Here is a 24,518-nt window from a genome sequence, read left to right on the forward strand (position 1 = left end):
CTTGGTAATCTTTACTTAATCACTGATCATTCATCGCATGAACATACTCCAAAAAACTCGGCACACTAAAATTTAATATGCTATATACTGTGTAAGCATATCCGGTTATATCCGTAAATGTTAAGTCAACATTTTGTCCGCTCAGCCCTTTTGTTTTATTTTGAGTAATAGACTGTATTTCCCCAAAATAAAATGTTTCCATATCGCTGCTTCCTGCTGAATATGTTCTTAAGTAAATAACTCTTTTGTTTGTAGCCATGAGCTTGCCTAACTTTTGATCCGCACGGCCGCTCATAACCCGATGCACGGTTTCCCCATCTTCTAAAATGATCGGCAGAAGTTCCAGTTCACTTTTTGTAAAAGATGTTGTATTAACCTCGTCTCGTAACTGCTCCTCTGCCACGTCTACTAAGTATTCTCTGATCTTCTTCAATTGTATTTCCTCCCTATCGGTTATACTGGCGCTTATGGGCACAACCTCGGCCGCACCCTACAAATTCCGCGCTCTCTTCGCCGCCTCATTAGCTTCGCGCTGCATTGCATTGGCTCTGTTCAACCTCTTATTCACCTCAGGTGCGTAACCTGCGTTATAACCAAGCTGTTTTCCTAATTGACGTTTAGCATAATCGGCTTCCTTTTGCTTTTGCCTCGCCTGAAATTCGGCCTCGCGTTTTAAATTGCTGTTATCAACTGGAGCGCTCGGTCTTCCGCCAACTGCTCCTCGACCTGATGAAGCGCCGCCTCCCCCGGAAGAACCAGGACTCAGCACACTGGCCAGCCAGAAGATAAACAATCCGATTGCGGAGAAGATCCATAAGAATGCTTTGCCAAGCAATTTGATTAATGTCCACACCTGAGAAAGAGTCGGGAATCCAAGCTCGTGCGGATTTGCCGAGGGCTTGAATTTATTTTTGATTAAGAGCAATCCTTTGATAATTAATAAAGTAAATAAAGCTGCAGGAATGATCAATAGCAGCCCTGTCATCCCGAACGAATAGTTGTATGTATAAATGCTTTCGTTGTTCATATTCAACAACTGCGTTAACCCTTGATCAGCAGCATTGCTTACGGTTTTATAGAAAAATATAGTTAAGACTGTAAATAAGAGTGCATTTCCTTTTATAATTGCCTTGATGGCCTCCAGCACACGTGCAAAATTCATTGTGTTTCCCCCTCATATTTTTTTATCACCGATAATCTACCACATGATTCTTACATCTCACCCACGTAAAGCCGTCTCCCTTTGTGATTACGGCACTATCGACTGGTCCACCTACCGATTCGACGTCTGCTGACAATTTCTTTTTAAAAGATGTCATATGAATTAAGGTCTCAGCCATTTCTGCCAGTTCCTCGTGGGGCAGATGCTCAATAATGGCCATCATCGGATCAATGAACTGCTCTTCTTTATATCGGTTCATTGCATTGAAATGTTCATGGTATAAATGAAGAATTTCTTCTTTAAGATTTTCTTTAATCGCTGTGAGGTTCGTCTGGCCGGAAAGTTCAGTATCCAGCGTTTTCACGAGTGAGCGATGTAGAGATTCAACATGGCGCTTCAGATTTTTCCTCAGCAGCTTGTTCATCCCTGGGTGGATCCCCTCGATGAAATTATTCACCACATCACGCTGTGCCAGTGGAATGATGGACGCCCGCCGCTCATGGTTAATCGCTTTGGATTGTGGCGTATTCCTGTATTTCACTTTTTGATGGATGCTGCCGTCGACCAAGAATAAATAGAGCGAAGGATAGATCTCCTTTTCACCGAACCCGGCAAAAACAAGGCCGGAAAATTTGCGTGAAAACAATTTTAATGTGGCGCTGATGGCAATGGATTTTATTGGATCTACCCATTCGTCTATGAGATTATAAGACTCAAAGTGCTTCTCAATCATGCCTTCTATTTCTGCGCCGTATGCGTCAGTCAGACGGGCAAAGTCGTCATCTGTGAACCCTTGAATATGCTTCGTTTCCGCAAAATCCGTGATGCTGTTTTGCAGAAATGCCTCTCCATTTTCCATATACATGTCTTGAATCTCATCTTGAATATATAAGTCACCATACTCTGCAAACAAATCGTTCTTGATATCTGCCAATGCTTTTCCGAGGCTGATGACCTCAGTTTCCAAAGCGTGCTTAATGTAGCTGTGTTCACTGCATTCCGACATGAGGTCTGGATAATCATTGTGATGCAGGAAGTCGAAAAAGCTCTCCGTATATGCCTCTAACGTGTCAAAGCGCGTATTACCAATATGATTGCGATACATTTTAATAATCGTTTCCCATGGGACGTCCAGAAACGAAGCATTTCCATAAATCATAATGCCGACTGGATGGGCATCGGACAATTTGAACAGTTTATGTGCCGAATGATAGATTTTTTGCCCGCCTTTGACCGTAACAGCACTATCGGCGGCGAGAGCAATTCCTGCTGTATTCATAATCGCTATTTCAAGTGTCATGTAATTTACTCCTTTTTACTTAAAAACTCAACTTTCGCACCAAAAAAGTCTTAATGAATTCAACGCCTATCAGGACCCGTTGGGTCTGACATATAGAGCTTGACTTTTGACTTTAACATGAAAAAACACCTCAACTTTTGGTATAGTTGATTTGATGAGAATCACATACCATACAGAAGAGGTGCTCTCTATATGATAGCGAAAAACAACTCGAATAATCAACTGCCAAATGAAATAAATTCAACATTTAAGGAATTAAAAGTGCTCAAGCACTTGCGTAACGCTGGCATTACAAAATCCTTTGGCTTTTCGTGTGCTTACATTTTCCAGCTAATCTTTAGTCTGATCTTTGAAAATAAAAATTGGTTTCGAACGCTGGAAGGCAAAAGAGCCGCGGATGTTCCGGCTAAGGATACTATTTACCGGTTTCTGAATCAGTCGACGTTTAATTGGCGCCGATTTTTGCTTTCACTAGTCGCTTATACCATAAGTAAGGTATCAAAGCTCACTCGTCATGACCGTCCAAAAGTGCTCATCTTAGATGATTCGTCTTATGATCGGAACCGAAGTAAACATGTAGAACTTCTGGCTCGTTGCTTTGATCATGCATCACAGAAAATGCGTTTTTACAAAGGGTTTCGCATGCTGACACTGGGATGGTCTGATGGTGCTACATTCCTGCCTGTTGATTTTTCGCTGTTAAGTTCGAAAAAAAGCAAGATTAATGGGATCTCTGAAAGTATTGATAAACGTAGTTCTGGTTACAAGCGTCGTCAAGAAGCGTTGCAAACAGCGCCTGAACAGATTCCAGGTATGATTAAACGTGCGATGAACGCTGGTATCGATGCTTCCTATGTACTGATGGATTCATGGTTTACACAACAGCCCCTTGTTAAAGACCTGACAGAACAAGGTCTTGACGTGATTGGCATGGTAAAAAAACTAAAGCAGCGTTATCTGGTAGATGGCAAACGTGTTAGTCTGGATGAATTGTATCGTATAGCTGCCCCAACTGATGGCAAAAGAGGCATTTTACGCTCCATCCACACAACGCAAGCAAATGGTGTGCCGATTAAAATCGTGTTCGTACGCAACCGAAATAAGAAAAGTGATTGGTTGGCTATTTTGAGTACAGACTGTACATTAAGTGACCGGGAAATTATTCGAATTTACGGCATGCGCTGGGATATTGAAGTTTTCTTCAAAACGACAAAATCACTTTTAAAACTCCAAAAGGAGTTCCAGAGTCGCTCTTATGACGCTCTTATTAGCCATACAACCATTGTGTTTGCAAGGTATATTGTCTTATCATGGCAAAATCGTTGTAGTACAGATGACCGCACATTGGGCGGTATATTTTATGAATTATGTGATGAAGTTAATGACCTCGATTGGGCTGTGGCTTTACAGCAGTTATTCGAGCTTCTTGAAGATACCTTGAAAAAGACGAATAAGAAAATGCAGCAACTCATCAAAAGTCAACTACAACAATGGATTGCGGGTCTGCCGAGTTATATCAAGGTTTACCTGCCTATTTCAGTCTGCGAAAGTTGAGTTAAAAATAAATATCCGTTACATTTTGCCGATCCAATTGATCCCACTGCACATCAGCCATTAGAAACTTTTGACCTGATGGTATGTAAAACTCTTTATCTATTGTCATTTGATCATCAGGTGTGTAACCATACCGATTGAGCACGTTACCATGGGACCCGTCACCTAAAATGCTGGCTCTGTAAATCTCTGCAAACGGCATTAAATCCGTTCTCTTTTCCATGATATCCGGGGAAAGGTCAACCATTGAATGTGCCACATGTCTTGGCGTATTGCTGTCTATTAAAATAGCAAAAGCCGATTTCCGCGGTAATTGCCGCAATTCTTCCTCTGTGAATTGTCCATACGCCATCTGCAAGTAAGACGGTAATTGATCAGGCTGATGGATTGTGCGTTCGATCGGTTCAAGCATGAGATGTGTGGCCGCCAAATAACATCTTGCGGCCAAGTTTTGTTGTTTTAACAGATGTGCCGTTTTGCCAATGCTGATAAATAGCTTCATGTTGGTCGGGTCTATGTCAATGGCTTGCAAATAACAGTTGAGTGCCCCTTCCAGATCCCCTTCTCTTTTTAAGGTGACGCCTTCCGTGATTAATTGCTGAACTTTATTTTCCATTTAAAATACCCCCTGTGTATTCATGTTTTGCTAACTTCTAGTCATCCATTTCCGAAAACGGATCCCGGATCATGATGCCTTGTTTATACAATCTGCGGTATTCCTCTGTGATGAGTTTCTCAACGAGGCTGCTGTTGGTATCTGTGCCTTCCTGCAGCATCAATTCCAGATACCAATTTGCTTTTTCGGACAGGTATAACTTCTTTTGAATCTTTTTCTCGCCTTGCCCTTCAACCAATTCGGGAAAGTACTTGCGAATCATGTTCTTTTCTGACTTTGAGTCAGCTGAAATCTCGCTTGCGAACTGCAGCGCTTTCTCATAGGAAACTGGGATGATTTGCTCGTCAATCACTTCCTGTTCTTCAAACTCCGGAAAAATATCATCATTATTAACGACAACCGGTGTTGTGAATTCGCTTTTCACATAAAAGAAAAATTTATTGCTCCTTGTCCTAAACAATTGCTGTAACTGTTTAACGTTAGCGCCTTTTTCATGTTTGGGTTCATGTGTAAACCGTTCACAAATCTTTTGAGCCGTTTTCGTATTATAAACGGCTCCTTCAATGGTTTTTTTCATTGTAAGTCACCTCTTTCCAATTAAAGTACTAACGTTAATTCATATATTATATTAACGTTAGTACCAAGTCAACAATAATGACTACTTCCTTTTATTTTTCCTTTCATGTACTATTTATGTAAACCTTAATTGGGAGGAATTTACATTGGATCATAATTGCATTTTCTATGGCCCTCCAGGAACAGGGAAAACCCATGCCGCCACAAGAGAGGCTGTGCACGTGGTGGCCAACCAACCAGCAGACCAGGATCACCGTCACCTCTATGAACAATTTCTCGAGTCAGGCCACATCCAATTGTGCACGTTTCACCAGTCGTTAAGCTATGAGGAATTTATTGAAGGCATTCGAATTGGTGAAGATGGACAATTCAAAACCGAAGACGGCATGTTTAAACGCATCAGTCAGCAGGCCGAAGCAGCGTATAATGCATACCAGCACCGCCGATTCATCCAAATGTCACTTGGTACGACGGGCGATACATATCTCGAATATGGGCTTGAACATAATATGGTCTCAACCAATATATGCACAATTGACAGCGACAAAATGGCTGAAGAAACCTATCAGCAAGAACATCAGACATACGATACGCCGGAAAAACTTGCAGCGATATCCAAGGATCACTGGGAAGGATCTGCGCCTTATTTGCATATTTTTAAAAACGTCATCAAGCCAGGTGACATTATCTTCATTTCCGATCATGACAACAAAGATACCGTCCATGCGATCGCCAAAGTGGTTGGCGATTATGAGTATCAGTCAGAAAAGTTCAATGAGCATTATAAACACATGCGTAAAGTGGAGTGGCTATGGACAGATCCCATCAATGTCAGTGACATCTACAAAGCTGACCAATTTGACTATCAGATCAAGCAATTGAGCGAGCTGAAACGGGAAGACTTTAAGCCCGCTCATCATGTTATCCAGTTAATCGATCCTTTGGAAAAATATGTCCTGATTATTGATGAAATCAACAGAGGGAATATCGCACAAATCTTCGGGGAACTCATCACTTTGATTGAACCGAACAAACGCCTTGGCACAAAAGAAGCCACAACGGTGACCCTCCCTTATTCCAACAAGCCATTTGGCGTGCCGGAAAATCTGTACATGATCGGCACCATGAATACAGCGGACCGTTCGATTGCTCTTATGGATACAGCGCTGCGGCGACGTTTTACTTTTAAAGAGGTTATGCCTCAATCGGACTTGCTTAAAGATATTCCGATGGAGAATGGCCGTGGTCCAATCCGTCTGCCCAAGATTCTTGATACGATCAACCAGCGGATTGAATTTTTATATGATCGTGAACATACAATCGGACATGCCTATCTTATGGATTGCCACAGTGTGGACGATGTTTTGAATGCTTTTACGAAGCGCATTATACCGCTGTTGCAGGAGTACTTTTACGGCGATTGGCGCCAAATCGAACATATTCTGGGCGGCGCCACACAAGACGAGACAGATAAAAGCTATTTTTTATTTAAACAAGAGATCACACCGGCAACCATTTTCAATGACACAGTGCAAGGCGAACTGCAGCCAAAAGTAATGTATGAACGCGTTGAAAAACCTGAAGCGGAGGCGCTGTTCCGGATCGGGAAATGGTCATCCAAATGAGGCACCTCACCATCCAGGAAAACCACCCGGTACCGATCACGTCTGGATCAGATGCGGGCGGGGTCTCCTTAACCCGTGAAGAAGCGAGTCAATTAGAAGTGTATATTGAGGAGAATCATTTAAATAGGGATTTCATTGTTTGGGGGAATCGTTCCATTCGGTTGATCAATTATGTCGGTTTTATCCAATGTCCTTATTTTTCCATGGAAATTCTGCCAAAACTGAGCTTGGACGAAGACACTCTGAGATCCCGGCATACATTGCTGATGATGCTGGATGAAGTCTATCAATTCAACATCACTGCAACCGCGAGCAGTAGATTGAGTGCTCAGCCCTATTCATTGTTTCATATTTTTGCGAAGATGTACGCGGAGGAACTTCTGTTTGAGTTCAAAAGGGGCATCCATGGCCAATATCGCACAACGGAAAGAAATGGCCATTATGTCAAAGGGAAAGTTAATATTCAAAAGCACGTGAAACACAACATGCTGAAAAAACGGCCACACCGCGTATACTGCTCGTTCGCGGAACACAGTCACAACAACGTGATCAACCAGCTGTTTCTGGCCACGAACAGACTGTTGCAAAAGCATGTTAAGCAAGGCGACGTCCTTTCCCAGCTGCACCAGCTCAACCAACAGCTGTTTGACGTCGATCAGGTGAAATTCACCCCTGATATGCTGCAAAACGTCATCATCGACAGAAATTTGTCCCGGTATCAAACAGCCATTCACCTAGCGATTTTATTTCAAAAACAGCTGACGGGCGGCTTAATGATCGGACGGAACGAAGCATTCTCACTCTTATTCGATATGTCCGATCTCTATGAACAATACACCGCAACACTATTCCAGCGGTATCTCCCAGTCGACATATCGGTCCAGGACAATACACACGCGTTATTTAATAGAAACGGAAGACCGGCTGCGCGCATCCTTCCAGATATCGTGATCAAACAGCCAGACAATACAGTGATCATCATCGATACAAAATGGAAAGCTTATCATTCCGGCCGCGGCATTGAGGAAAGAGACCTCGTCCAAATGTACAAATATCTAAACACCTATCCCAATTGCCAGTGCGTGTATGTCTTATATCCACAAGCCGGAACATCAGCAGTGCTAAGTAATAATGTATACACCCTACGTAACGATCGAAATAAAAAAGTCATCGCTAAAACAATCCCATTAACAGACAAACAAACCAGCATCCAGTTTTTAGAACAAATGACCCTGCAAGAACATTCGACAAAATTCGGGGAGTGACAGGCACTTTTCCCTCTATAATGAAAAAGAAGCACAGGAACTTCCTGTGCTTCTCCACTCTATATATGCTTGTCATATGACTTATTAATTTATAGCGACATAATCCCTAATCCTACTAAAATATTAGCAATTATCCCAACTGCAATTGCCCCAACCGGACCAACGGCCATGCGGACAATTGGTCGACCTGCAATTTCATTTAGTAAGTAGAATCCTGCTATAAAGAAGAATCCAAATCCGGGTGCAATCATGTTTGCTGCGTTCGCACCACCGATTAATAAAGCAACTTCCAAAATTTTAGTCATGGCGCTACGAATATTCTCACCAGAGTTACGGACACCAGGGTATTTATCCAAGAACTTGGCAATGGAGCTTAGCAACATGACCTCTGCGAAGATCACTACAGCGCCAATAAGAACCGCTAACCAGACGTTTGGCATAAACAACCCAACTACGAAGATCAACGTAAAACCTACCGGGCTATAAACACCAGTTGCAATAGCGGTACTTGCTACGAGTGGTATAAAGCCAATTGCTCTTGCAGCTGCAGCTATACCTGCATCTGTTTGTTTACCATCAGCCAGTAAATTTAGTGAAATAGGGTCACCAGCCATTAGTAACAAATTCGTGGCGCCTGCGATCAATGCCCCTATAATCATGAAGAAGACTACATTCTTTCTGATAGACTTAACCTTTTCACTAAACACGGACGCGAGATCTACAGATGCGTCACCCTCAGGCTTTTCATTCATAGCATAAGCGAATAAGAAAATCATTCCTACTATTAATGCCATACCTTCTTGGTTCAGAGAAACTGCATTATCACCAATTTGAATTAAGCCTTGTTCATTTACAAAAACAGCCAGCTGTCTAGCAATTGCAGAAACAACGAAAGTCAAAATACCTTTTTTGACGCCGTATTGCATAGCTACAGCTAATGCCGGGAATGCCATGAATGTTACGACTACAGGTGTTCCAACTTCTCCAAGCGGTTCCAAGAAGTTAACAGGAAGGTAATCAAATAGCTTAACAAATCCTTCTAACCCTGAAAGGAGCCCCCAACCATAAAGCGCCCCCACTATCGCGGCTACAGGCGTTCCCCACCTGTTTTTGGGTGCAATCAAACCAATGATGTCAGTCCCTAATAAAATACTATGAATTAGAATAATACTTGCCGATAAGGTAAATGGTATCCCGAAACCGATTACCAATCCGAAACTCATGGCAAAGGCTGTTAGACCGAGTTCTCTGCGTTTCAGCCTTCCTTCAACATGTTCAGATACAATTGGGCGTAAACCGTCATTAAAAACAGCAATATTCCTGTTAGCCAAAACTGCGGCCACTGCCCCGATAAGAACTACAAAGATTGTCTCCATGTTTTATCCTCCATTCGTTATAAGTTGTTTTTAATTACTTTCAAAATCATCGGAACTGCCGTCTCCATATGGTCACCGGTAAAACCAAATGCCACTTTACCATTCTTAACTGCTTCGACAACATTTTCTTCAACAGGCTTTTTGCCAGGCATTGAAACGGTTTCACATTTGTCCCGCCCAATCATAGCAATAGCCATTGCCAAAGCGCCTCCACCACCAGTATGACATGCCCCTAAATAGTAATCTGCTTGCCCTGTTTTAATTGCCATTGCTGCATCCAAATCTGATTTTATAACCGTTTCGATTGACGAATCTTGTTCTTTAATCAGTCTTTCAATCTCCTTTTTTTCCACCTGTCCACCAATAACTATTTTCATTTGTATTCCTCCTCTTATTTATAAAGGCATAAAGCCTTTTGCTAATTCTGATCAATTACCGTTGTGTAATGCATATATAAATATTGTCGTTCGCCATCAGGGAGTCCTTCCCCCATTTTCTTTCAACGAAATCCACTTGTGCTTGAGCTGTATCGAAGTGCTCTGACGCGCGAACTTCTTCCATGATGGCATCATTGGGCTTTTCCACTTCTTCACCGGAATTGGTTCTCGTTAATGCCATTGGCAGATGCGTAAATAGCATCTCTGCTTGTGTAATGTCCGACTTCCCAAGGATTTTTGTCAATTCATCAAAAGCAGAAAAGGCAACATCATAAGCTGTTTTCGTAATAACACTTTGTTCTATCAATATATCCAGTCGTTTTCTATAATCTTCCATATTCATCATATATCCACCCTTTAATTCTATTCTTAACAGAAAAACAGTTACTCTATTTTAATCTGGTTTCAGAAAGTATCGATTCCAAATGTCTGGTAAATGGATTGCATCCTCCAACTTCTGCGCCAAATCAAAAGCAAACCCACAGTGTTTTATACCTGGCTTCGCGATAATAACCATTCCGCTTGCCAATTCGTTAATTGGTACAGTCATTGCTGTAGTCTGACACATATTAGCTGCCCTGATCAGACATTTTCCATGATGTTTTGTTATTGCTATGCCTGTATCCCCAAAAAATTGAGGGATCGTTTCTCCATATCCATAAACATCTACTGGTCCCTCACAGGTCAAAATCATATCTGCTTGCTTTTCTTTAAAGCTCTTGTTTATTGTTTCAATAGCCACACTGCGCTCCTCTATGCCACACATATCCATTTCTTCAATGATATACGAAGCATTATTAATGGAAGATAGAACATGCATTACTTTTTCATGCATATCCTTTTTATCTGGGGTTGTTACAGAACCTTTTTTGGGAACGATGATTTTCAGCTTCTTATCTTCCAATCCACCTATACCGCACCCTATTACAGACTCCATTACATTATTTAATCGGGAAACTTTTTTTCCGATAATACCGATACTGGCTTTAAAATGTATCCCATCTGTGGAGGTTTTATGATTTTTTACAAGGAGACCTACACCAGCACCAATCACGGACGGCAGGTGACAGCTTAACGCTGGACCTAGCACTGATCCTCCTCCATCGGTACCGATTGCAAAGTCATTTATTCCTTTTAGTATATTAATCGGTCCCCCACTGCTGGAACCAGTCATGACTCTATAAGTAATCGGGTTAATCAAATCTGTGTCTATTGCTCTCCCTTTATCAGAGCCTTTGTCAATTGTAAGTAAGGCGTATTCAAGGTGTCTTCGGAGGATTTCAATAATTTCAGCAGGAATTTGGTCGGTATCCTTAACTCCAAAGTATTGTACATCTTCATTTTTTTCTTTTACTTCATGAAAAACCTTATTATTGATCCGAACTACTGATCGTCTAAGCTCTTTTTGCGCCTTTTCGAATCTATCTTGGACACCCATCATAGATCATTCCCTTACTGGACCTTTAATTATAATCACCGTACAAAATATAGTATATTGTAATTATAACGCTTTCATGCTTCGCTTTCAATACGTTTATAGAATAACTAATAAGTGCCTTTCAGTAAATTGCCGGATGAATCATAAATCCCCATGAGTTTCGGGTTGCTTTCTAAATCCTTGATGAGAGCCACTCGTGAATTTGTTACAAAGATTTGTGTACGAAAGGCGTACAAGGCCGTCTCCCCCACACTCACCTCACTCGTCTTCAGAGTGCCATAATAATCAATCGCTGATGGATCATTTTCACTTACGGACACTTTTTTTAAATTATTTATGTCTGTACCGACGAGTGCACTCTGCATTCGAGACCTTGGATAGAATCCTCCGCCAAACGTATATGCATTTTGGTTGTAAACATGAGACACCTCTGACACATAAACCATTGCAGGCTTTTCGGGTAATTTCTTTGTTGCGTGTAGTGGTGTTGTGCCCGTCAGAGCATGGCCTGGTTCACCTTGTGTTGCACCCATTTCGTTTAGTAACTTTAATGTTGCACTTGAGGTTGCACTAGGCATATTCATTTCAATCTGTGTATAACCTTGTTCTTCTAATATTTTTTTAGCTTTCATCATGGAATATACATTAGGTGTTGCCTTAGCCTCATAATCTTCAATGAGTAAACAAGGAAAGCTGGTTAGCCCTGAAATTTGAATACCAGGGAGTTCTCCTATTTGGCTTACTTCCTTACGCAGTGTGTTAATTGTAAAACCACCGGCTTGACCCTCATAAATAAAATCTTCATGATCAGCTATACGTAAGAGAATCTTCTGCTTCATGTTCAGCTCCTTGGCTGCGTCACTAATTTGGCGGGCTTTTTCAAAACTAAAAACAGTTACATAATCCGGTGTAAGTTTTAATATAGCTTTAATCATGTGCTTAGGAATCTGAACAAGGTGCCCGACATGCCCAATTTTAATTCCGTGTTGATGCAGTACAAGTGCTTCCCAAGGGTCCACTGCCACTGCTTTTTCAATCCCCCCACTTACAATAGCTTTTGCAGCAAGTTCATTTCTGGCAAGTTGTTTAGTCATGAAGAATAACTCTATATTCTCTTTTTTAGCTTCTTGGGCTAAAATGGCGGCATTCTCTTCTATGGAATCTAAGTCCAACACATACGTATTTGGAGTAATGATGCCTTGCTGATGTAAGTCAATGGCTGTACTCATAAGTTGTTTATTTCTTTCTAGCGTGATATCTAAGAACATAATAGTCTCCTTCCTATCTTCTCTTCATAAAAGGAAGAAATGATGACCCATTCTCTGTTTGTTCTAGCCCAAGATAGCCTGCTCCCGTAGCCGCAATATCAGATAAAGTATCTCTTTCACCAAGATCAACGGATCGGCACTTTTTCTGATAGGCAAGAAGATAGGTCTTTTCCCTTGTATGCTGATTATGTCCTATAGTCGGATCATTACCATGATCAGCACTCATTATAAGAAGGTCTTGATCCGTCATTTCTTCAAAGATTTGCGGCAAAAAATTATCAACCAGTTGAATTCGATTGGCATAACGTGCGGAGTCTTGGGCATGTCCTGCTAAATCAGTTTCTTGGACAGTGGCAGCAATAACACCTTTTTGAACGGATTTCATTTCTTGCAATATATCTTTCATAACATTCTCTGTATCAACACCTGGACGCTTTGTCGCACCTTCACAATATATGACGTCCTGCATCTTACCAACCAAAGACACTTCCAGTCCTGCCTTTTTTGCTATAGTAGGTAACTGATGTTCAGGTGAAATGCCATATCCTAAATGGCGAACTTGATATCCCTTTTTGTAAACATTAGATTTAGGAGAGTTTACACCTACCAAGCCGTCTTCCCTTCTCTCAATAGAATTCTTTAAATGGTTCGGTGTCACATTCTCTCCACCAAGTGCAATAACCCTATTTACTCTTACATTTTTGCGTACGCACTTCCCGATCTTTAAGACGTCATCGAAGGAAATATGGTCAAGTGGTGCACTTACATTGTAAATTTGCCCGTAATCAGTTTCAATATTGTCAGCGACAATGACAAGGTCATTAACCAATAGATACGGCAGATCATGGTCAGGTATTTTAACATCATAACCTTCTGCTTCTAGGGCACTTTTGACTTCCATCATGTTTTCAACAAATGGAGCTTGGTATGTTTTCTTAGGTTTGCTGCCCATTATTTCGTTATGACCTTCAAAGCTGTCCGCCCCTCTATGCATAAGATTCAGTTTTCCAAAGCTTGCCAGCGGTTGAATTTCTTTATTCAAGTTAGGATGCTGCAAAATCTGGTTAATACCCAGCTTTTCGAAGTTTGGTATCTCAATCGATGGATTTGAATCAATAACATGATGAAATGTATGAGCACCCACATCTTGAGGGTGATAGTTTTTTGCATCTGCCATATATCCAACGCCTAGACTATCTAAGATTAATATGATCACTCTTTTGTTCATCAAATTTCTCTCCCTTCTTTATTTGGAATGTCTAACACGGTCTACACTGTCAGAAAGTATCCGGATCACTGTGTCAGCACCACTTCGCATAGGATTAATTCGAATCATTGTTTTACCTAAACGTGCATCTGAAGCAAGGAAAGTTCCAGAGACTTTATAAAACATAGGCACAAATTCATATTTGGATTCTGCTCCGACAGGATGAGGCGCTGCTCCAAGTTCATTTGCATAGTGGAGAACATCTTGAGCAATAGGTTGTTCGAATTCAACTAATAATACTTTTGATTGTGCATTTGCCAGAAATGCCTTTTTTATTCCTTGAACCTCATTCTGATTTAAACGTCTTACGAGTTCTTCATTGACGTTAGCTTGAATGGCCAGCATGACAGGGGCGTAAATTAGACCTCTCAAAGCTTCTAGTGCTTCATACCCTTGTACCTGACTACCACCAGAATAATTAAGCGCTTCAATCTTTTCAATTAAATCAGCACTGCCTAATATAATTCCTACGCCTTCGGGACCTAGTAATTTAAATAGGGAAAATGTGGACAAATCTGCTCCTAATTGTGCACCAATGTAATTCGTTTTCATAGCAGCGTAATTGTCATCCGTAATCGTTTTTAAATGGGGGCTTGTTGCTTTGATCAGCTTTATAACGTCACGTAATTCATAATAGTCGTCTATTTGTTGACGTGTATGCTGAATTAATGCTCCTTTTAGCTCCGGATGCTTTGAGATAACCTTTTTCACAGCCTCCTGATCATTAAAATCAGCAAAGATTGGAATGATGCCCATATGATCCAGTGTTGTTTTACTCGTTGGGTATATCGGAGCATCATGGAGAAGGATTTTATCATTTGGTTTTAGAAAACTCATGAAGCCGTACCTTAAAGCACCGGTTCCTGCTCCCCGAACAAGTTTAGCTTTTTCAACCCCAAAGAATTCAGCAAGCACTTCTTCAACCTTTTTGGTGTAATTCGGTTTATTTTGCCCCTTTACGACTCCCAAATCCCCTAGCGATAGAATGTCATCCCCTCGAAAATGTTTTGTAATGGTGTCAATCAACCGAAATTGATCGTTCTGAGCTTGGTCTAATGTGAGACTTTTCAATGGTGAAGTTTCCATTGTCATGTCACCCTTTCATAAATGCGATTGGGTTTTTAACGAGCATTTTATCAATCGACTCGCTAGTAATTCCATTTTGCTCTAAAAGTGGTATAAACGTATCTAAAAGGTAGGCGTAACCTAACCCCCTTGATATTCTAGATGAGACTTCCTTGTTATATCCATGGATAATAACACTTGATCCATATACCCTTTTCTTTGTATTTCTTTAAGTATATCGGCACGAACTTGGTCTGGCATATAATTTTCTTTTCCGATGGTGTCGAATTCAACAAACGCTCCCTCTTTCAACACATGAAGGATATAATCAGCATCTCCGGTTAAATCGAGGTGGCCAATAATAACACGGTTCAAATCGACTTCATTATTTTTAAAAAACGCAACCTGCTCATGCCCAAGCGTACCTAATGTAGTATGAGTCGTGATCGGGGCACCTGTTTCTTTATGCGCAATCACAACTGCATCAAATACTTTCTTCTCCGTATCCGTCCATTCGTTGTAGCTAGTGCCAATCTCACCAATGATACTTGCTTTTACATTTGTGCCTTTAATACCCGCGGTTATTTCTTTAATCATTCTGTCTGCAAGTTGTTCTTTCGTTTCCCTAAATACTTGTATCGGGTAAAACTTTTCTTGATAATAGCCTGTTGCATGGACAATATTAATTCCTGTCTCTTCTGCAACACGTTCAACATATGGGATATTTCTCCCCATACCAAAATTCGTGACATCTACAATGTTTCGAACTCCTTTTTTATAAAGTTTTTTGTACTCCTTAACTGTTTCTTCATACGCATCTAATTGGCAATCTTCATTATTTTTTACCTCTGACAGATTAATCGTTGTGTGTTCATGCATATAGGTCATTCCGTTAACGAGCATCGCCTTCACCTTCCTTTAAGGTTAATATCTTGGCATTTTCGAACCTTTTTCAACTTGTGCCTGAATGCTTAAAATTTGTTTTATATCAACTGAACCCCATTTTCTGCTAATTTCTTCCTCCCGATCTGCATCAATCATAATAACGGCCTCCGAAGTCTCTTTTGATATTTCTTTCGCTTTTTCAGATTGAAAATCAGCTGATTTGAATGTTTGTATGATACGTCTATCATCTGTATTCCAAACTGCAACATCTATTTGCTTGGTATGCAGCATTTCAAACAACTGCATATAATTGATATGTTTGAAATCTGGTTCCAGGCCCTCGAATTCACTGAAAGTTAATTCCATCTGGTCAGGGGAGTCCATATCTACCCCAACGCGCATTCCTTTTCGTAACGAAGGTTCTTCAGGGTTGGCAAAGAAAATTCTGTGAGCCGATACATAACTGCCATTTCCTAGCTCCTTCATCACCTTTACGTTATGATACTTTGAAAGACTATTATAAGCCGTCATTTTAGAAACAATCGTAAAGTCACTCCGCTTTGTACGAACCGCTTCAACCCGGTTCATCCCTCCCCTCATATAGGAGAGACCAACCTTTTTACCTGCTTTTTGGAAAGCTTCCACAATTCCTGTAGCAAGCCCCTCATACTTCCGGGAATATGGAAGTGGCATCGTACCAATTAAAGGAGAGATACCGGCAATTTCTTGCAGCAATTGAATGTCCTTGTCTACAAGATATGTACCCAGATGTCCTCTTGGTTCCAAGCGTATGGCTTTTAACTCTTCTAGTAACTTCAATGCGATTTGAACTGTCCCCGGCCTATCCCAAGCCTCTCGCTATAGTCTGAAACGCGAGGAATCTTCTTTCCAATATCCAAATCTAATATTTCTATGGCAATATTCTTGGCAGTTAAACCGTTTTTAGAATATAGTTTTTCCCACATAAACTACACCTCTTATCCAATATACTATTTTTCGTATATTAATAGTATAAGCGTTTACATTGTGGAAATCAAACATGTCGATCAATGTACGGTATACTGTATACTCAGTGTAACTCTTCCCTTATAAAAATGCAAGGCGGATTTAACTTTGTTTGATTATTTACCGATGCAATCTCTGCTGACTTTTAATAGTTCTTGCATACTCTGAAAGGCTATATAACCAAACCGATATCTGTCCAAATTCTAACGAGTCACCTAAAAGTCACTCATTTCCACAGTCCACCATCTTCCCAAAGCAAAAATAATTTCATTGGTTTTTTAAAGTAAATATGTTAATATAAATATAAGTTAATAAATTCGGACCGAGAAATGGAGAGCCGCAAACGCTTATGCAATTTTGCATAAGTGCTTTGGCGGCTCTTTTTTTGTTCGCCGACCAGTTACACTGGAGTACTTATAAAGGAGATAAAGCCATGGTTGAATTTTCTAGTTATAAGAGAAACACAATTATTGAAGCCATTAAACAAGAAAATCTGGACATTTTAGTAGTTGGTGGAGGAATAACCGGAGCGGGGATCGCATTGGATGCCACTACTAGAGGGTTGAACGTCGCAGTCATCGAGATGCAAGACTTTGCAGCAGGCACTTCAAGTAAATCTACCAAACTCGTTCATGGGGGACTGCGTTATCTACAGCAATTTGAAATTAAACTAGTAGCTGAAGTAGGTAAAGAAAGAGCAATTGTGTATGAAAATGGACCCCATGTTACCAAACCCGAATGGATGATGCTTCCCTTTCACAAAGGCGGAAACTTCGGGCCACTCAGTACTAGTGTTGGATTGAAGGTGTATGATTTTCTGGCAGGTGTAAAAAAAGGCGAAAGACGTCAAATGCTAAATCCTAAAGAAGCGATAAACAAAGAGCCGCTCATTAACCAAAACGACCTTAAAGGGGCAGGATACTATGTTGAATATAAAACAGACGATGCCCGATTAACCATAGAGGTTTTGAAAAAAGCAATTGAACAAGGGGCACATGCTGTTAATTACATGAAAGCGGTGAACCTTCTATATGATGAGTCCGGTAAAGTATGCGGGATCAAAACGCACGATGAGATTAGCGGTGAACTGCATGAGATTCACGCAAAAAAAATTGTCAGTGCCACAGGTCCATGGCTCGATGAATTACGTGAAATTGATCACTCCAAAAAGGGCAAAACTCTTCATCTTACTAAAGGAGTTCACCTTGTCTTTAGCCAGAAGGACTTCCCTTTAAAACAAGCGATTTATTTTGACAGCCCTGATGGCCGCATGATTTTTGCCATTCCTCGGCAGAAAAAAGTTTACGTCGGCACCACAGACACCTATTATAAGGCTGATGTAATCGATCCTAAAACAACTGTTGAAGACCGCGATTATGTGATCAATACCATTAACAGCATGTTCCCGTCTTTGAGAATAAATAAAGATCATGTTGAATCGAGTTGGGCAGGCGTTCGCGCTTTATTCTCTGATGGTAATGACGAAAAGCCGGGTGAAATATCAAGAAAAGATGAGATATTCATTTCCGAATCAGGCCTGATTTCAATGGCAGGCGGCAAATTGACCGGATATCGGAAAATGGCTGAGGAAGCTGTGAATACCGTGCTTAAGGAACTGAAACACGAAGACTTACTATATGATGCCCCTTCACAAACACGGCATCTGCCTATATCCGGCGGAGACGTCGGAGGCTCTGAAGGGTTTAAGATATTCAAGCAGGAGAAGTTAAAAGAAGGAATGGATCTTGGTCTTTCTAAAGACACAGTTACGAGACTCATTGATCTATACGGCAGTAATATCTCAATACTTTTTAATATCTATCAAGAAAGCATAGAGAACGAGGCGGACATAGACCCGCTTGTGCTGGCTGAATTGAAGTACGGTTTAAACTATGAGCTTGTCTATAAACCCGTAGATTTCTTTGTCCGGAGAACAAGTGCATTGTTTTTTGATATTGATTGGGTGAAACAGCACAAACAAGCCGTGATAAATTATATGGCCTATCACTAAAATGGACCGACGATCAAAAAGAACAGTATACAGAAGAACTCGATGTGGCTATTAAAGAAGCAGAGTTAGATACTTAATTCTTGATTTCAACAATAAAAACCACAGGGATCACCTATTTGGTAATATCCTGTGGTTTTTTAGTGTGCCAAAACAAGTAATTACCGCCATAAATCTCCATCCCGATTACAATATTCAAATTGTGGATATTTTTATGATACAATATACATAATTCCATTAATAAGGAGAATAAAAATGCCGAGCATTGTAGATATGGTTCAATCCCAAATAATTGCGTCTGTTAAAAAAGAATCTGATATTGAGAAAGCAAACAATTCCAGTGCAAATATAACATTTTTGCTAACAGGGAACTTGCAAACTACGAAAGAATATATTGATAGGTTAAAAGCTGCAAACAAAGTAACATTTGTACATATAGACTTCATTGAAGGGCTATCAAATTCACATAGTGCCATCAAGTATATTGCTGATTATTGGAAACCTGATGGCATTATAACAACTAAAAGTAATTTAATTAAATATGCCAACGAAGAAGGCTTAAAAACGATTCAACGCATCTTTTTGATAGATCATAATGCAATAAAAAGAGGTATAGATATATCCCACTCTTGCAAACCACATGCCATAGAAGTCCTGCCTGGTATCATGCCGAGTGTTATTGATGAACTAACAAAATCAACCCACCTGCCGATCATAGCTGGTGGGTTGATAAAAAACAAACAAGAAATATTGGAGGGCTTAAAAGCGGGGGCTTTGGCCATTTCATCCGGTAATTCTAAGTTATGGAATATGGATATCTAGTGCTATAACGTCACAACTTCTTTAATACTGTCTAGAACGAACCGTGGTTTTTCAAAGGTTTCGTCTAACATCGCTTGATCCGTAATACCAGTAAGCACGAGTACGGATTGAATACCGTAATCATTTCCCATTTTTATATCCGTTTCAAGCCTATCTCCCACTATGTAACATTGTTCAGGAGGTATACCGAGCAATTCTTTTACGATGAAGTCAGTTGCCAGTAAGGAGGGCTTTCCGAGAATCGCTTTAACTTTCTCACCAGTTGCACCTTCCACAGCTCCGATAATAGCACCGCAATCAGGAATCTGCCCCCATGAACTGGACATGTTCTATCCGGATTAGTTGCCACAATCTGAGCTCCATTGCTCCAAGCTTGGAATGCCTGGTTTATTTTTTCGTAGGTGAATTCGCGATCCCACCCAAGCACTACATAACTTGCCTTTTGAGGATCCTCTGTAAAAGGGATCCTCAACTTGTTCAATTCGTCATATAAGGGTTGCTCCCCGATGACCAGGACACTTTCTTCCTCCTTCATAACTGAAGCTAAATATTTAGCAGCAAGTAAGTTGGAGTTCACTACATCAGTCATAGTCGCTTCGATTCCCAGCCTGTTTAATTTATCCACATAGCTCGAAATGGATTCGATAGATTTATTAGTAAGAAAAACAACCTTGTCCCCGCGTTCCCTTAAATGGTTAATCGCCTCAGCAGCACCATCTATTATTTTATTATCTACATACACAGTACCATCCAAATCAAAAATAAACCCTTTCACCAAAATATCTTCCTCTCAATGAACTCTTTATGTTTGATCACTTCCACCTGTTAGACGGGAAGCAATTGCCTGTAATACCAGCACCAATACGATCAATATCACAGACATAGCTGCAGCTGAATAGTACTCTGCTCTCAGGATGTTCTGAAAAATTGCTAGACTCATGGGAGCCCAATCTGCAGGTGCCATTAATATGGAAATACTTGTTTCTTTAATGACTGTAATAAATACCAGTATTGAACCTGCTGCGATACCAGGAAGCATTAGCGGCCCAATAACGGTAATTGCTGCAGTAAGTGTTGAAGCGCCAAGGTTAACCGCTGCTTCTTCAATATCAGCTTTAATAGACTGCATTGTTCCCACAGTAGACCTAACCATATATGGGAGACGTCGAATAGTATATGCAATGATCAAAATCGTCGCTGTACCTGTTAACTGCAAAGGCGCTGTATTAAAGGTTTGGATCAATGCAATACCAAATGCAATACCGGGAACAATCAATGGAATAGTCGTCATAAAGTCCAAAGTTCCGGAATTCTGTCTTACAACAAAATACGATACAAATGTAGCAATAACAATACTCAATACCAATGCTCCGGCAGCCAGGATCAAACTATTTTGTATATTACCCAGTGACGATGAAAAGATATCTTTGTAATGTTGCAATGTATACCCTGAAGGTAAAGGATCCTTACCCCAAGTTTTTGCAATAGACTGCATGAACACAGTAAGCATTGCAAACAGAGGAATCAATACAACAAACCCTGCGAATGCAGATAAAGACCTGCCCAACAATTTACTTTCATTTAATTTAATTTGCTTAGGCTTTCCAGAAACAGAATCATAATTCTTTCCTTTAAAAAAGAAGTTCTGCAACCAGAATACGAATCCAGCAACCGCAATCATAATTACTGTCAAGATAGCCGCGCCGCCCCAGTTGAAGAATCCAGAGATCTCTCTATATGCTTCTACAACCAACAAGTTAAGATCCGTTGGCGCCAAAATAATTGGAGTACCAAAGTCAGAAAAACTAACGGCAAATATAACCAAAGCTGTAGAAAGCATTCCTGGGACTACCAAAGGAAATGTTACCGTAGAAAATGTAAGCCAGCTTTTAGCCCCCATGTTTCTTGAAGCCTCTTCCAACGAAACATCGCTTACTTTAAATGCGGCAACCATTGGCCATAAAGCATAAGGGAAAAAGAAGAATACTTGAACAAGCACAATCCCTGTAAAGGAATATGGATCTATCAAAAATCCCTCTCCACCCAATGATTGATAAATATATGTTACCCATCCCGATCTTCCAAACATTATGATAAAGGCATAAGCCGAAATAAATGTAGGAACAATCAACGGGAGTGTACAAAGAGCACTGATCGTCTTTTTAAAGGGCATTTTTGTTCTTGCGATTCCATATGCAATAGGAATACAGACTATCAGCACTATAATAGACACGAGTAATGATAAGTAGAGACTGTTCCCAAGAGCATCATAATAAGTGCTGTTGGATAAAATGGCTTTAAAATTGTCCAATGTAGAGTTCTTAAATTGATCAATCGTTGTTTGCAGGGTGTCCATACTAATTAATGAACCGAATAAATTAATGGGTTCATCAGTGAAACTAACTAAAAAAACAGATATTAAAGGTAAGATCAAAAACAATAGGAAAAACCCGATTATTAGATACTTAACAATATTAATACCTGTTAAGTGTTTTTTAATCCATTTCATAGTAGTAACACCCTTTCAGGTGACACTCCTAATTTCACTGTCGCTCCATTTTCCATGATGCTATCGCCAGATTCATAGATTGTATCTGCAACAACATTATATTCGCCTACTGTGATGTCATACCTAACAGTCGACCCTAAATAAGTCGCGAATTGAATAACACCTTCAAAGTAGTTATCATACTCCATCGAGTGTTTATTAATAACATTAATGCTCTCTGGTCTTATGACCACTTGTACATCTTCCTTGTCCAAATCGACTACTGTTTGCACCTCTTGTTCCCCAAATCGAACAACAGAATGCCCGTTTTCTTTACGAACTACTTTTCCATTGAAAATATTCGATGTCCCAACAAAATCTGCAATAAATGGTGATTTAGGGTTACTATACAAATCAGTCGGTGTCCCAATCTGCAATATTTCACCTTTATTCATTACTGCTACACGGTCAGCCATGCTCATCGCTTCTTCCTGATCGTGTGTTACAAAAATTGTGGTGATTTTCAAATCTTGTTGTATCTTTCTAATCGTATTTCTCATAGAATGTCTTAACTTCTGGTCTAAATTGGATAAAGGCTCATCCATCAGAAGAACTTCCGGTTCCATAATAAGCGCTCTTGCTAAGGCAACTCTTTGCTGTTGTCCCCCTGAAAGCTCACTGGTTAATTTATTTGCATGCTCTGTTAATTCCACATATTCAAGTATACTCATTACCTTTTTCTCAGTTTCCTTCGAATATTTAACGAGTTTACTATTAAGCATTCTTGTATACACACCAAACTTCTTAAAGATGTTGCTGTCTCTAAGTTGTTTCACATTTAAGCTATATGCAACGTTATCGAAAACGTTCATGTGTGGGAACAAAGCATAGCTTTGAAACACCATACCGCAGTTTCTATTGTTTGGCGCTATGTCATTCACATTGTTACCGCCAATTTTTATGACCCCTTTTGTTGGTTGTTCAAAACCGGCAATACATCTCATTGTCGTTGTCTTCCCACAACCTGAAGGACCCAAGAGGGCAAAAAACTCGCCCTCTTCAATGTCCAAACTTATATCGTGCAGTACAGTTGTACCCGAAAAGTCTTTTCTTAGCTGTTCTACTACCACTGACCCCATTGAAATCAACTTCCTTTAATTAATATTAGCTTTCCACTCATCACGGATCCGGTCATAATTTTCGTTTACCCAGTCAATATCCAGATCAACAGCATTCTCCTTCAAATTATCGAGAGTTAATGGTGTTTTTGATTCAACATCTGGGTTAATCGGGATATGGTACCAATCCGCCAGTATTTCTTGTGCATCTTCACTTAACATAAAGTCCATGAACTTCTTTCCGCCCTCTGGGTTAGGACCATCTTTTACAAGAGTCATAGGATTAACCAGGATAGGCGTTTTTTCTGGAACAATAAAATCAACTGTTTCCCCATTGTTTTTATGTTCATAAGCCATGAAGTCAAATCCAACAGCAATATGGGCTTCTCCCATTGCAGCACCTTTAGTTGGACCAGAGCCAGAGTCAGGAATTGAGTTTGCCTGGTCTGCTAAAGCCTGGAAATATTCCCAACCTTCTTCCTCACCATGCTGCATCATATAACTTAACACCATAAGTGTAGCTGTTCCTGACGCAGCAGGATTCGGGAATTGAATTTTTCCTTCCCATTTTGGATCCAGTAAATCTTCCCATGTTTTTGGTGCTTCCTCTTCTGAAACCAACTCAGTATTATAGGCAAATCCCAGAACAAACATTTCTGCTCCTACATAATAACCATCTTCATGTTTCATCTTGATACCGTTTTCAACAACTTCCCAGTCTTCCGCATTTTCTGGAATATATGATGTAATGATATCTTTATCTACTGCAGCCTCAAACGGCAGTATGCCTCCGCCTCCGTACCACACATCGGCTTTTGGATTTCCTTTTTCAGCCATCATCTGATTGACCAATACGTTTGTGCCTGCATAATGGACGTCAACTTTACCCCCGTGCACTTCCTCATACTTTTGTGCCAATTCCTTTGATAAGTCAGGTGTCTCCGGTGAGTAAAGTGTTATTGACCCGCCATCGCCATCTCCTCCACCATTAGAAGAGGAACTGTCATCACCTGCGCAGGCACTAAGAAATAACACCAAGAAAAGTGCCGATAAAAACACAGTAAACTTCTTCATAAATCCAACCCCCATTTTATTTTTTATGAATTCTCTAAAAACAAAAAGAAGAAAAATAAACACAGACCCATTCGCGAGGAAAGGGTTTTCATTTATTTCTCTTCTCCTGGATTCTCTTAGAGATATTCAATTGCTTACAGTTTAGCAAAGATTTTACCTTTTGTAAACA

The 24,518-nt window shown here is 40.3% G+C and carries 24 protein-coding genes and 1 pseudogene; 5 read left to right on the forward strand and 20 right to left on the reverse strand.

Annotated elements, in window-relative coordinates; all coding sequences use genetic code 11:
• Positions 1 to 19 precede the first annotated feature (19 nt).
• From JNUCC1_RS04070 to JNUCC1_RS04080, 3 genes are read right to left on the reverse strand one after another with little or no spacing between them, the layout of a single operon-like run.
• Complete coding sequence (locus JNUCC1_RS04070) at positions 20 to 433, reverse strand: PH domain-containing protein (protein WP_156644257.1); 414 nt, start codon at positions 431 to 433, stop codon at positions 20 to 22.
• Positions 434 to 490: 57 nt separating this feature from the next.
• On the reverse strand, positions 491 to 1,162 hold the full coding sequence (locus JNUCC1_RS04075; RefSeq protein ID WP_156644258.1) for a hypothetical protein: 672 nt from the start codon (positions 1,160 to 1,162) through the stop codon (positions 491 to 493).
• 25 nt (positions 1,163 to 1,187) lie between these two features.
• The gene (locus JNUCC1_RS04080; RefSeq protein ID WP_156644259.1) at positions 1,188 to 2,462 is read right to left on the reverse strand and encodes a hypothetical protein; all 1,275 of its coding nucleotides are present in this window, start codon (positions 2,460 to 2,462) and stop codon (positions 1,188 to 1,190) included.
• A gap of 192 nt (positions 2,463 to 2,654) precedes the next feature.
• Between JNUCC1_RS04080 and JNUCC1_RS04085 the strand changes: the two genes are divergently transcribed.
• Positions 2,655 to 4,016 carry an IS4 family transposase gene (locus JNUCC1_RS04085; RefSeq protein ID WP_156644260.1) on the forward strand — a complete coding sequence of 454 codons (1,362 nt, stop codon included), beginning with the start codon at positions 2,655 to 2,657 and terminating at the stop codon, positions 4,014 to 4,016.
• Between the two features lies 1 nt (position 4,017).
• Here the strand turns inward: JNUCC1_RS04085 and JNUCC1_RS04090 are convergent, their stop codons facing one another.
• Together JNUCC1_RS04090 and JNUCC1_RS04095 are read right to left on the reverse strand one after the other, a co-directional pair.
• Entirely contained in the window at positions 4,018 to 4,632 is a 615-nt protein-coding gene (locus tag JNUCC1_RS04090; RefSeq protein WP_156644261.1) for a tetratricopeptide repeat protein, read from the reverse strand.
• A 37-nt stretch (positions 4,633 to 4,669) separates the two neighbouring features.
• Positions 4,670 to 5,209, reverse strand: coding sequence for a hypothetical protein (locus JNUCC1_RS04095; RefSeq protein ID WP_156644262.1), 540 nt, complete (start codon positions 5,207 to 5,209; stop codon positions 4,670 to 4,672).
• A 145-nt stretch (positions 5,210 to 5,354) separates the two neighbouring features.
• Between JNUCC1_RS04095 and JNUCC1_RS04100 the strand changes: the two genes are divergently transcribed.
• Positions 5,355 to 6,833: an AAA family ATPase gene (locus JNUCC1_RS04100; RefSeq protein ID WP_156644263.1), complete on the forward strand. Its 1,479-nt coding sequence runs from the start codon at positions 5,355 to 5,357 to the stop codon at positions 6,831 to 6,833.
• Entirely contained in the window at positions 6,818 to 8,098 is a 1,281-nt protein-coding gene (locus JNUCC1_RS04105) for an McrC family protein (RefSeq protein ID WP_156644264.1), read from the forward strand. Before JNUCC1_RS04100 ends, JNUCC1_RS04105 begins: the two co-directional genes overlap by 16 nt.
• Before the next feature lie 89 nt (positions 8,099 to 8,187).
• Here JNUCC1_RS04105 and JNUCC1_RS04110 read toward each other — a convergent pair whose 3' ends face one another.
• The 10 genes and pseudogenes from JNUCC1_RS04110 to JNUCC1_RS18510 all read right to left on the reverse strand — a co-directional run bounded on the left by JNUCC1_RS04110 (position 8,188) and on the right by JNUCC1_RS18510 (position 16,799).
• The gene (locus JNUCC1_RS04110) at positions 8,188 to 9,474 is read right to left on the reverse strand and encodes a YhfT family protein (RefSeq protein ID WP_156644265.1); all 1,287 of its coding nucleotides are present in this window, start codon (positions 9,472 to 9,474) and stop codon (positions 8,188 to 8,190) included.
• A 17-nt stretch (positions 9,475 to 9,491) separates the two neighbouring features.
• The gene (locus tag JNUCC1_RS04115; RefSeq protein ID WP_156644266.1) at positions 9,492 to 9,851 is read right to left on the reverse strand and encodes a DUF2620 domain-containing protein; all 360 of its coding nucleotides are present in this window, start codon (positions 9,849 to 9,851) and stop codon (positions 9,492 to 9,494) included.
• A 55-nt stretch (positions 9,852 to 9,906) separates the two neighbouring features.
• Positions 9,907 to 10,257: a PRD domain-containing protein gene (locus JNUCC1_RS04120; RefSeq protein ID WP_156644267.1), complete on the reverse strand. Its 351-nt coding sequence runs from the start codon at positions 10,255 to 10,257 to the stop codon at positions 9,907 to 9,909.
• Positions 10,258 to 10,305: 48 nt separating this feature from the next.
• Positions 10,306 to 11,352, reverse strand: coding sequence for an amidase (locus JNUCC1_RS04125; RefSeq protein WP_156644268.1), 1,047 nt, complete (start codon positions 11,350 to 11,352; stop codon positions 10,306 to 10,308).
• A gap of 104 nt (positions 11,353 to 11,456) precedes the next feature.
• Positions 11,457 to 12,617, reverse strand: a complete 1,161-nt coding sequence (locus JNUCC1_RS04130; protein WP_156644269.1) for a YhfX family PLP-dependent enzyme — start codon at positions 12,615 to 12,617, stop codon at positions 11,457 to 11,459.
• Between the two features lie 13 nt (positions 12,618 to 12,630).
• On the reverse strand, positions 12,631 to 13,845 hold the full coding sequence (locus JNUCC1_RS04135) for a phosphopentomutase (RefSeq protein WP_156644270.1): 1,215 nt from the start codon (positions 13,843 to 13,845) through the stop codon (positions 12,631 to 12,633).
• 18 nt (positions 13,846 to 13,863) lie between these two features.
• Entirely contained in the window at positions 13,864 to 14,970 is a 1,107-nt protein-coding gene (locus JNUCC1_RS04140; RefSeq protein WP_442915416.1) for an aminotransferase class V-fold PLP-dependent enzyme, read from the reverse strand.
• Positions 14,971 to 14,977: 7 nt separating this feature from the next.
• Positions 14,978 to 15,852 (reverse strand): annotated as a pseudogene (locus JNUCC1_RS04145) (phosphotriesterase family protein).
• A gap of 21 nt (positions 15,853 to 15,873) precedes the next feature.
• Positions 15,874 to 16,653, reverse strand: a complete 780-nt coding sequence (gene yhfZ, locus JNUCC1_RS04150; protein ID WP_231746974.1) for a GntR family transcriptional regulator YhfZ — start codon at positions 16,651 to 16,653, stop codon at positions 15,874 to 15,876.
• Complete coding sequence (locus JNUCC1_RS18510) at positions 16,650 to 16,799, reverse strand: hypothetical protein (RefSeq protein WP_231746975.1); 150 nt, start codon at positions 16,797 to 16,799, stop codon at positions 16,650 to 16,652. The genes yhfZ and JNUCC1_RS18510 overlap by 4 nt, the downstream gene beginning before the upstream one ends.
• A 473-nt stretch (positions 16,800 to 17,272) precedes the next feature.
• Here JNUCC1_RS18510 and JNUCC1_RS04155 point away from each other — a divergent pair, with 473 nt between their 5' ends.
• The gene (locus JNUCC1_RS04155) at positions 17,273 to 18,850 is read left to right on the forward strand and encodes a glycerol-3-phosphate dehydrogenase/oxidase (protein WP_331713597.1); all 1,578 of its coding nucleotides are present in this window, start codon (positions 17,273 to 17,275) and stop codon (positions 18,848 to 18,850) included.
• Positions 18,851 to 19,102: 252 nt separating this feature from the next.
• Positions 19,103 to 19,669: a glycerol-3-phosphate responsive antiterminator gene (locus JNUCC1_RS04160; RefSeq protein ID WP_156644272.1), complete on the forward strand. Its 567-nt coding sequence runs from the start codon at positions 19,103 to 19,105 to the stop codon at positions 19,667 to 19,669.
• A gap of 2 nt (positions 19,670 to 19,671) precedes the next feature.
• Here the strand turns inward: JNUCC1_RS04160 and JNUCC1_RS19155 are convergent, their stop codons facing one another.
• From JNUCC1_RS19155 to JNUCC1_RS04180, 5 genes are read right to left on the reverse strand one after another with little or no spacing between them, the layout of a single operon-like run.
• Positions 19,672 to 19,944 (reverse strand): HAD hydrolase-like protein, encoded by a 273-nt coding sequence (locus tag JNUCC1_RS19155; RefSeq protein ID WP_331713598.1) that lies wholly within the window; start codon positions 19,942 to 19,944, stop codon positions 19,672 to 19,674.
• Positions 19,869 to 20,444, reverse strand: a complete 576-nt coding sequence (locus tag JNUCC1_RS04165) for an HAD-IIA family hydrolase (RefSeq protein ID WP_331713599.1) — start codon at positions 20,442 to 20,444, stop codon at positions 19,869 to 19,871. The genes JNUCC1_RS19155 and JNUCC1_RS04165 overlap by 76 nt, the downstream gene beginning before the upstream one ends.
• Before the next feature lie 27 nt (positions 20,445 to 20,471).
• A complete protein-coding gene (locus tag JNUCC1_RS04170; protein WP_156644273.1) occupies positions 20,472 to 22,178 on the reverse strand; it encodes an ABC transporter permease in 1,707 nt (568 codons plus the stop codon).
• Complete coding sequence (locus tag JNUCC1_RS04175; protein ID WP_156644274.1) at positions 22,175 to 23,296, reverse strand: ABC transporter ATP-binding protein; 1,122 nt, start codon at positions 23,294 to 23,296, stop codon at positions 22,175 to 22,177. The genes JNUCC1_RS04170 and JNUCC1_RS04175 overlap by 4 nt, the downstream gene beginning before the upstream one ends.
• Positions 23,297 to 23,311: 15 nt before the next feature.
• Positions 23,312 to 24,412, reverse strand: a complete 1,101-nt coding sequence (locus tag JNUCC1_RS04180) for an ABC transporter substrate-binding protein (RefSeq protein ID WP_331713600.1) — start codon at positions 24,410 to 24,412, stop codon at positions 23,312 to 23,314.
• Positions 24,413 to 24,518: the final 106 nt, after the last annotated feature.

Origin of the sequence: Lentibacillus sp. JNUCC-1 (assembly GCF_009741735.1) — a bacterium.
GTDB lineage: Bacteria > Bacillota > Bacilli > Bacillales > Amphibacillaceae > Lentibacillus_B.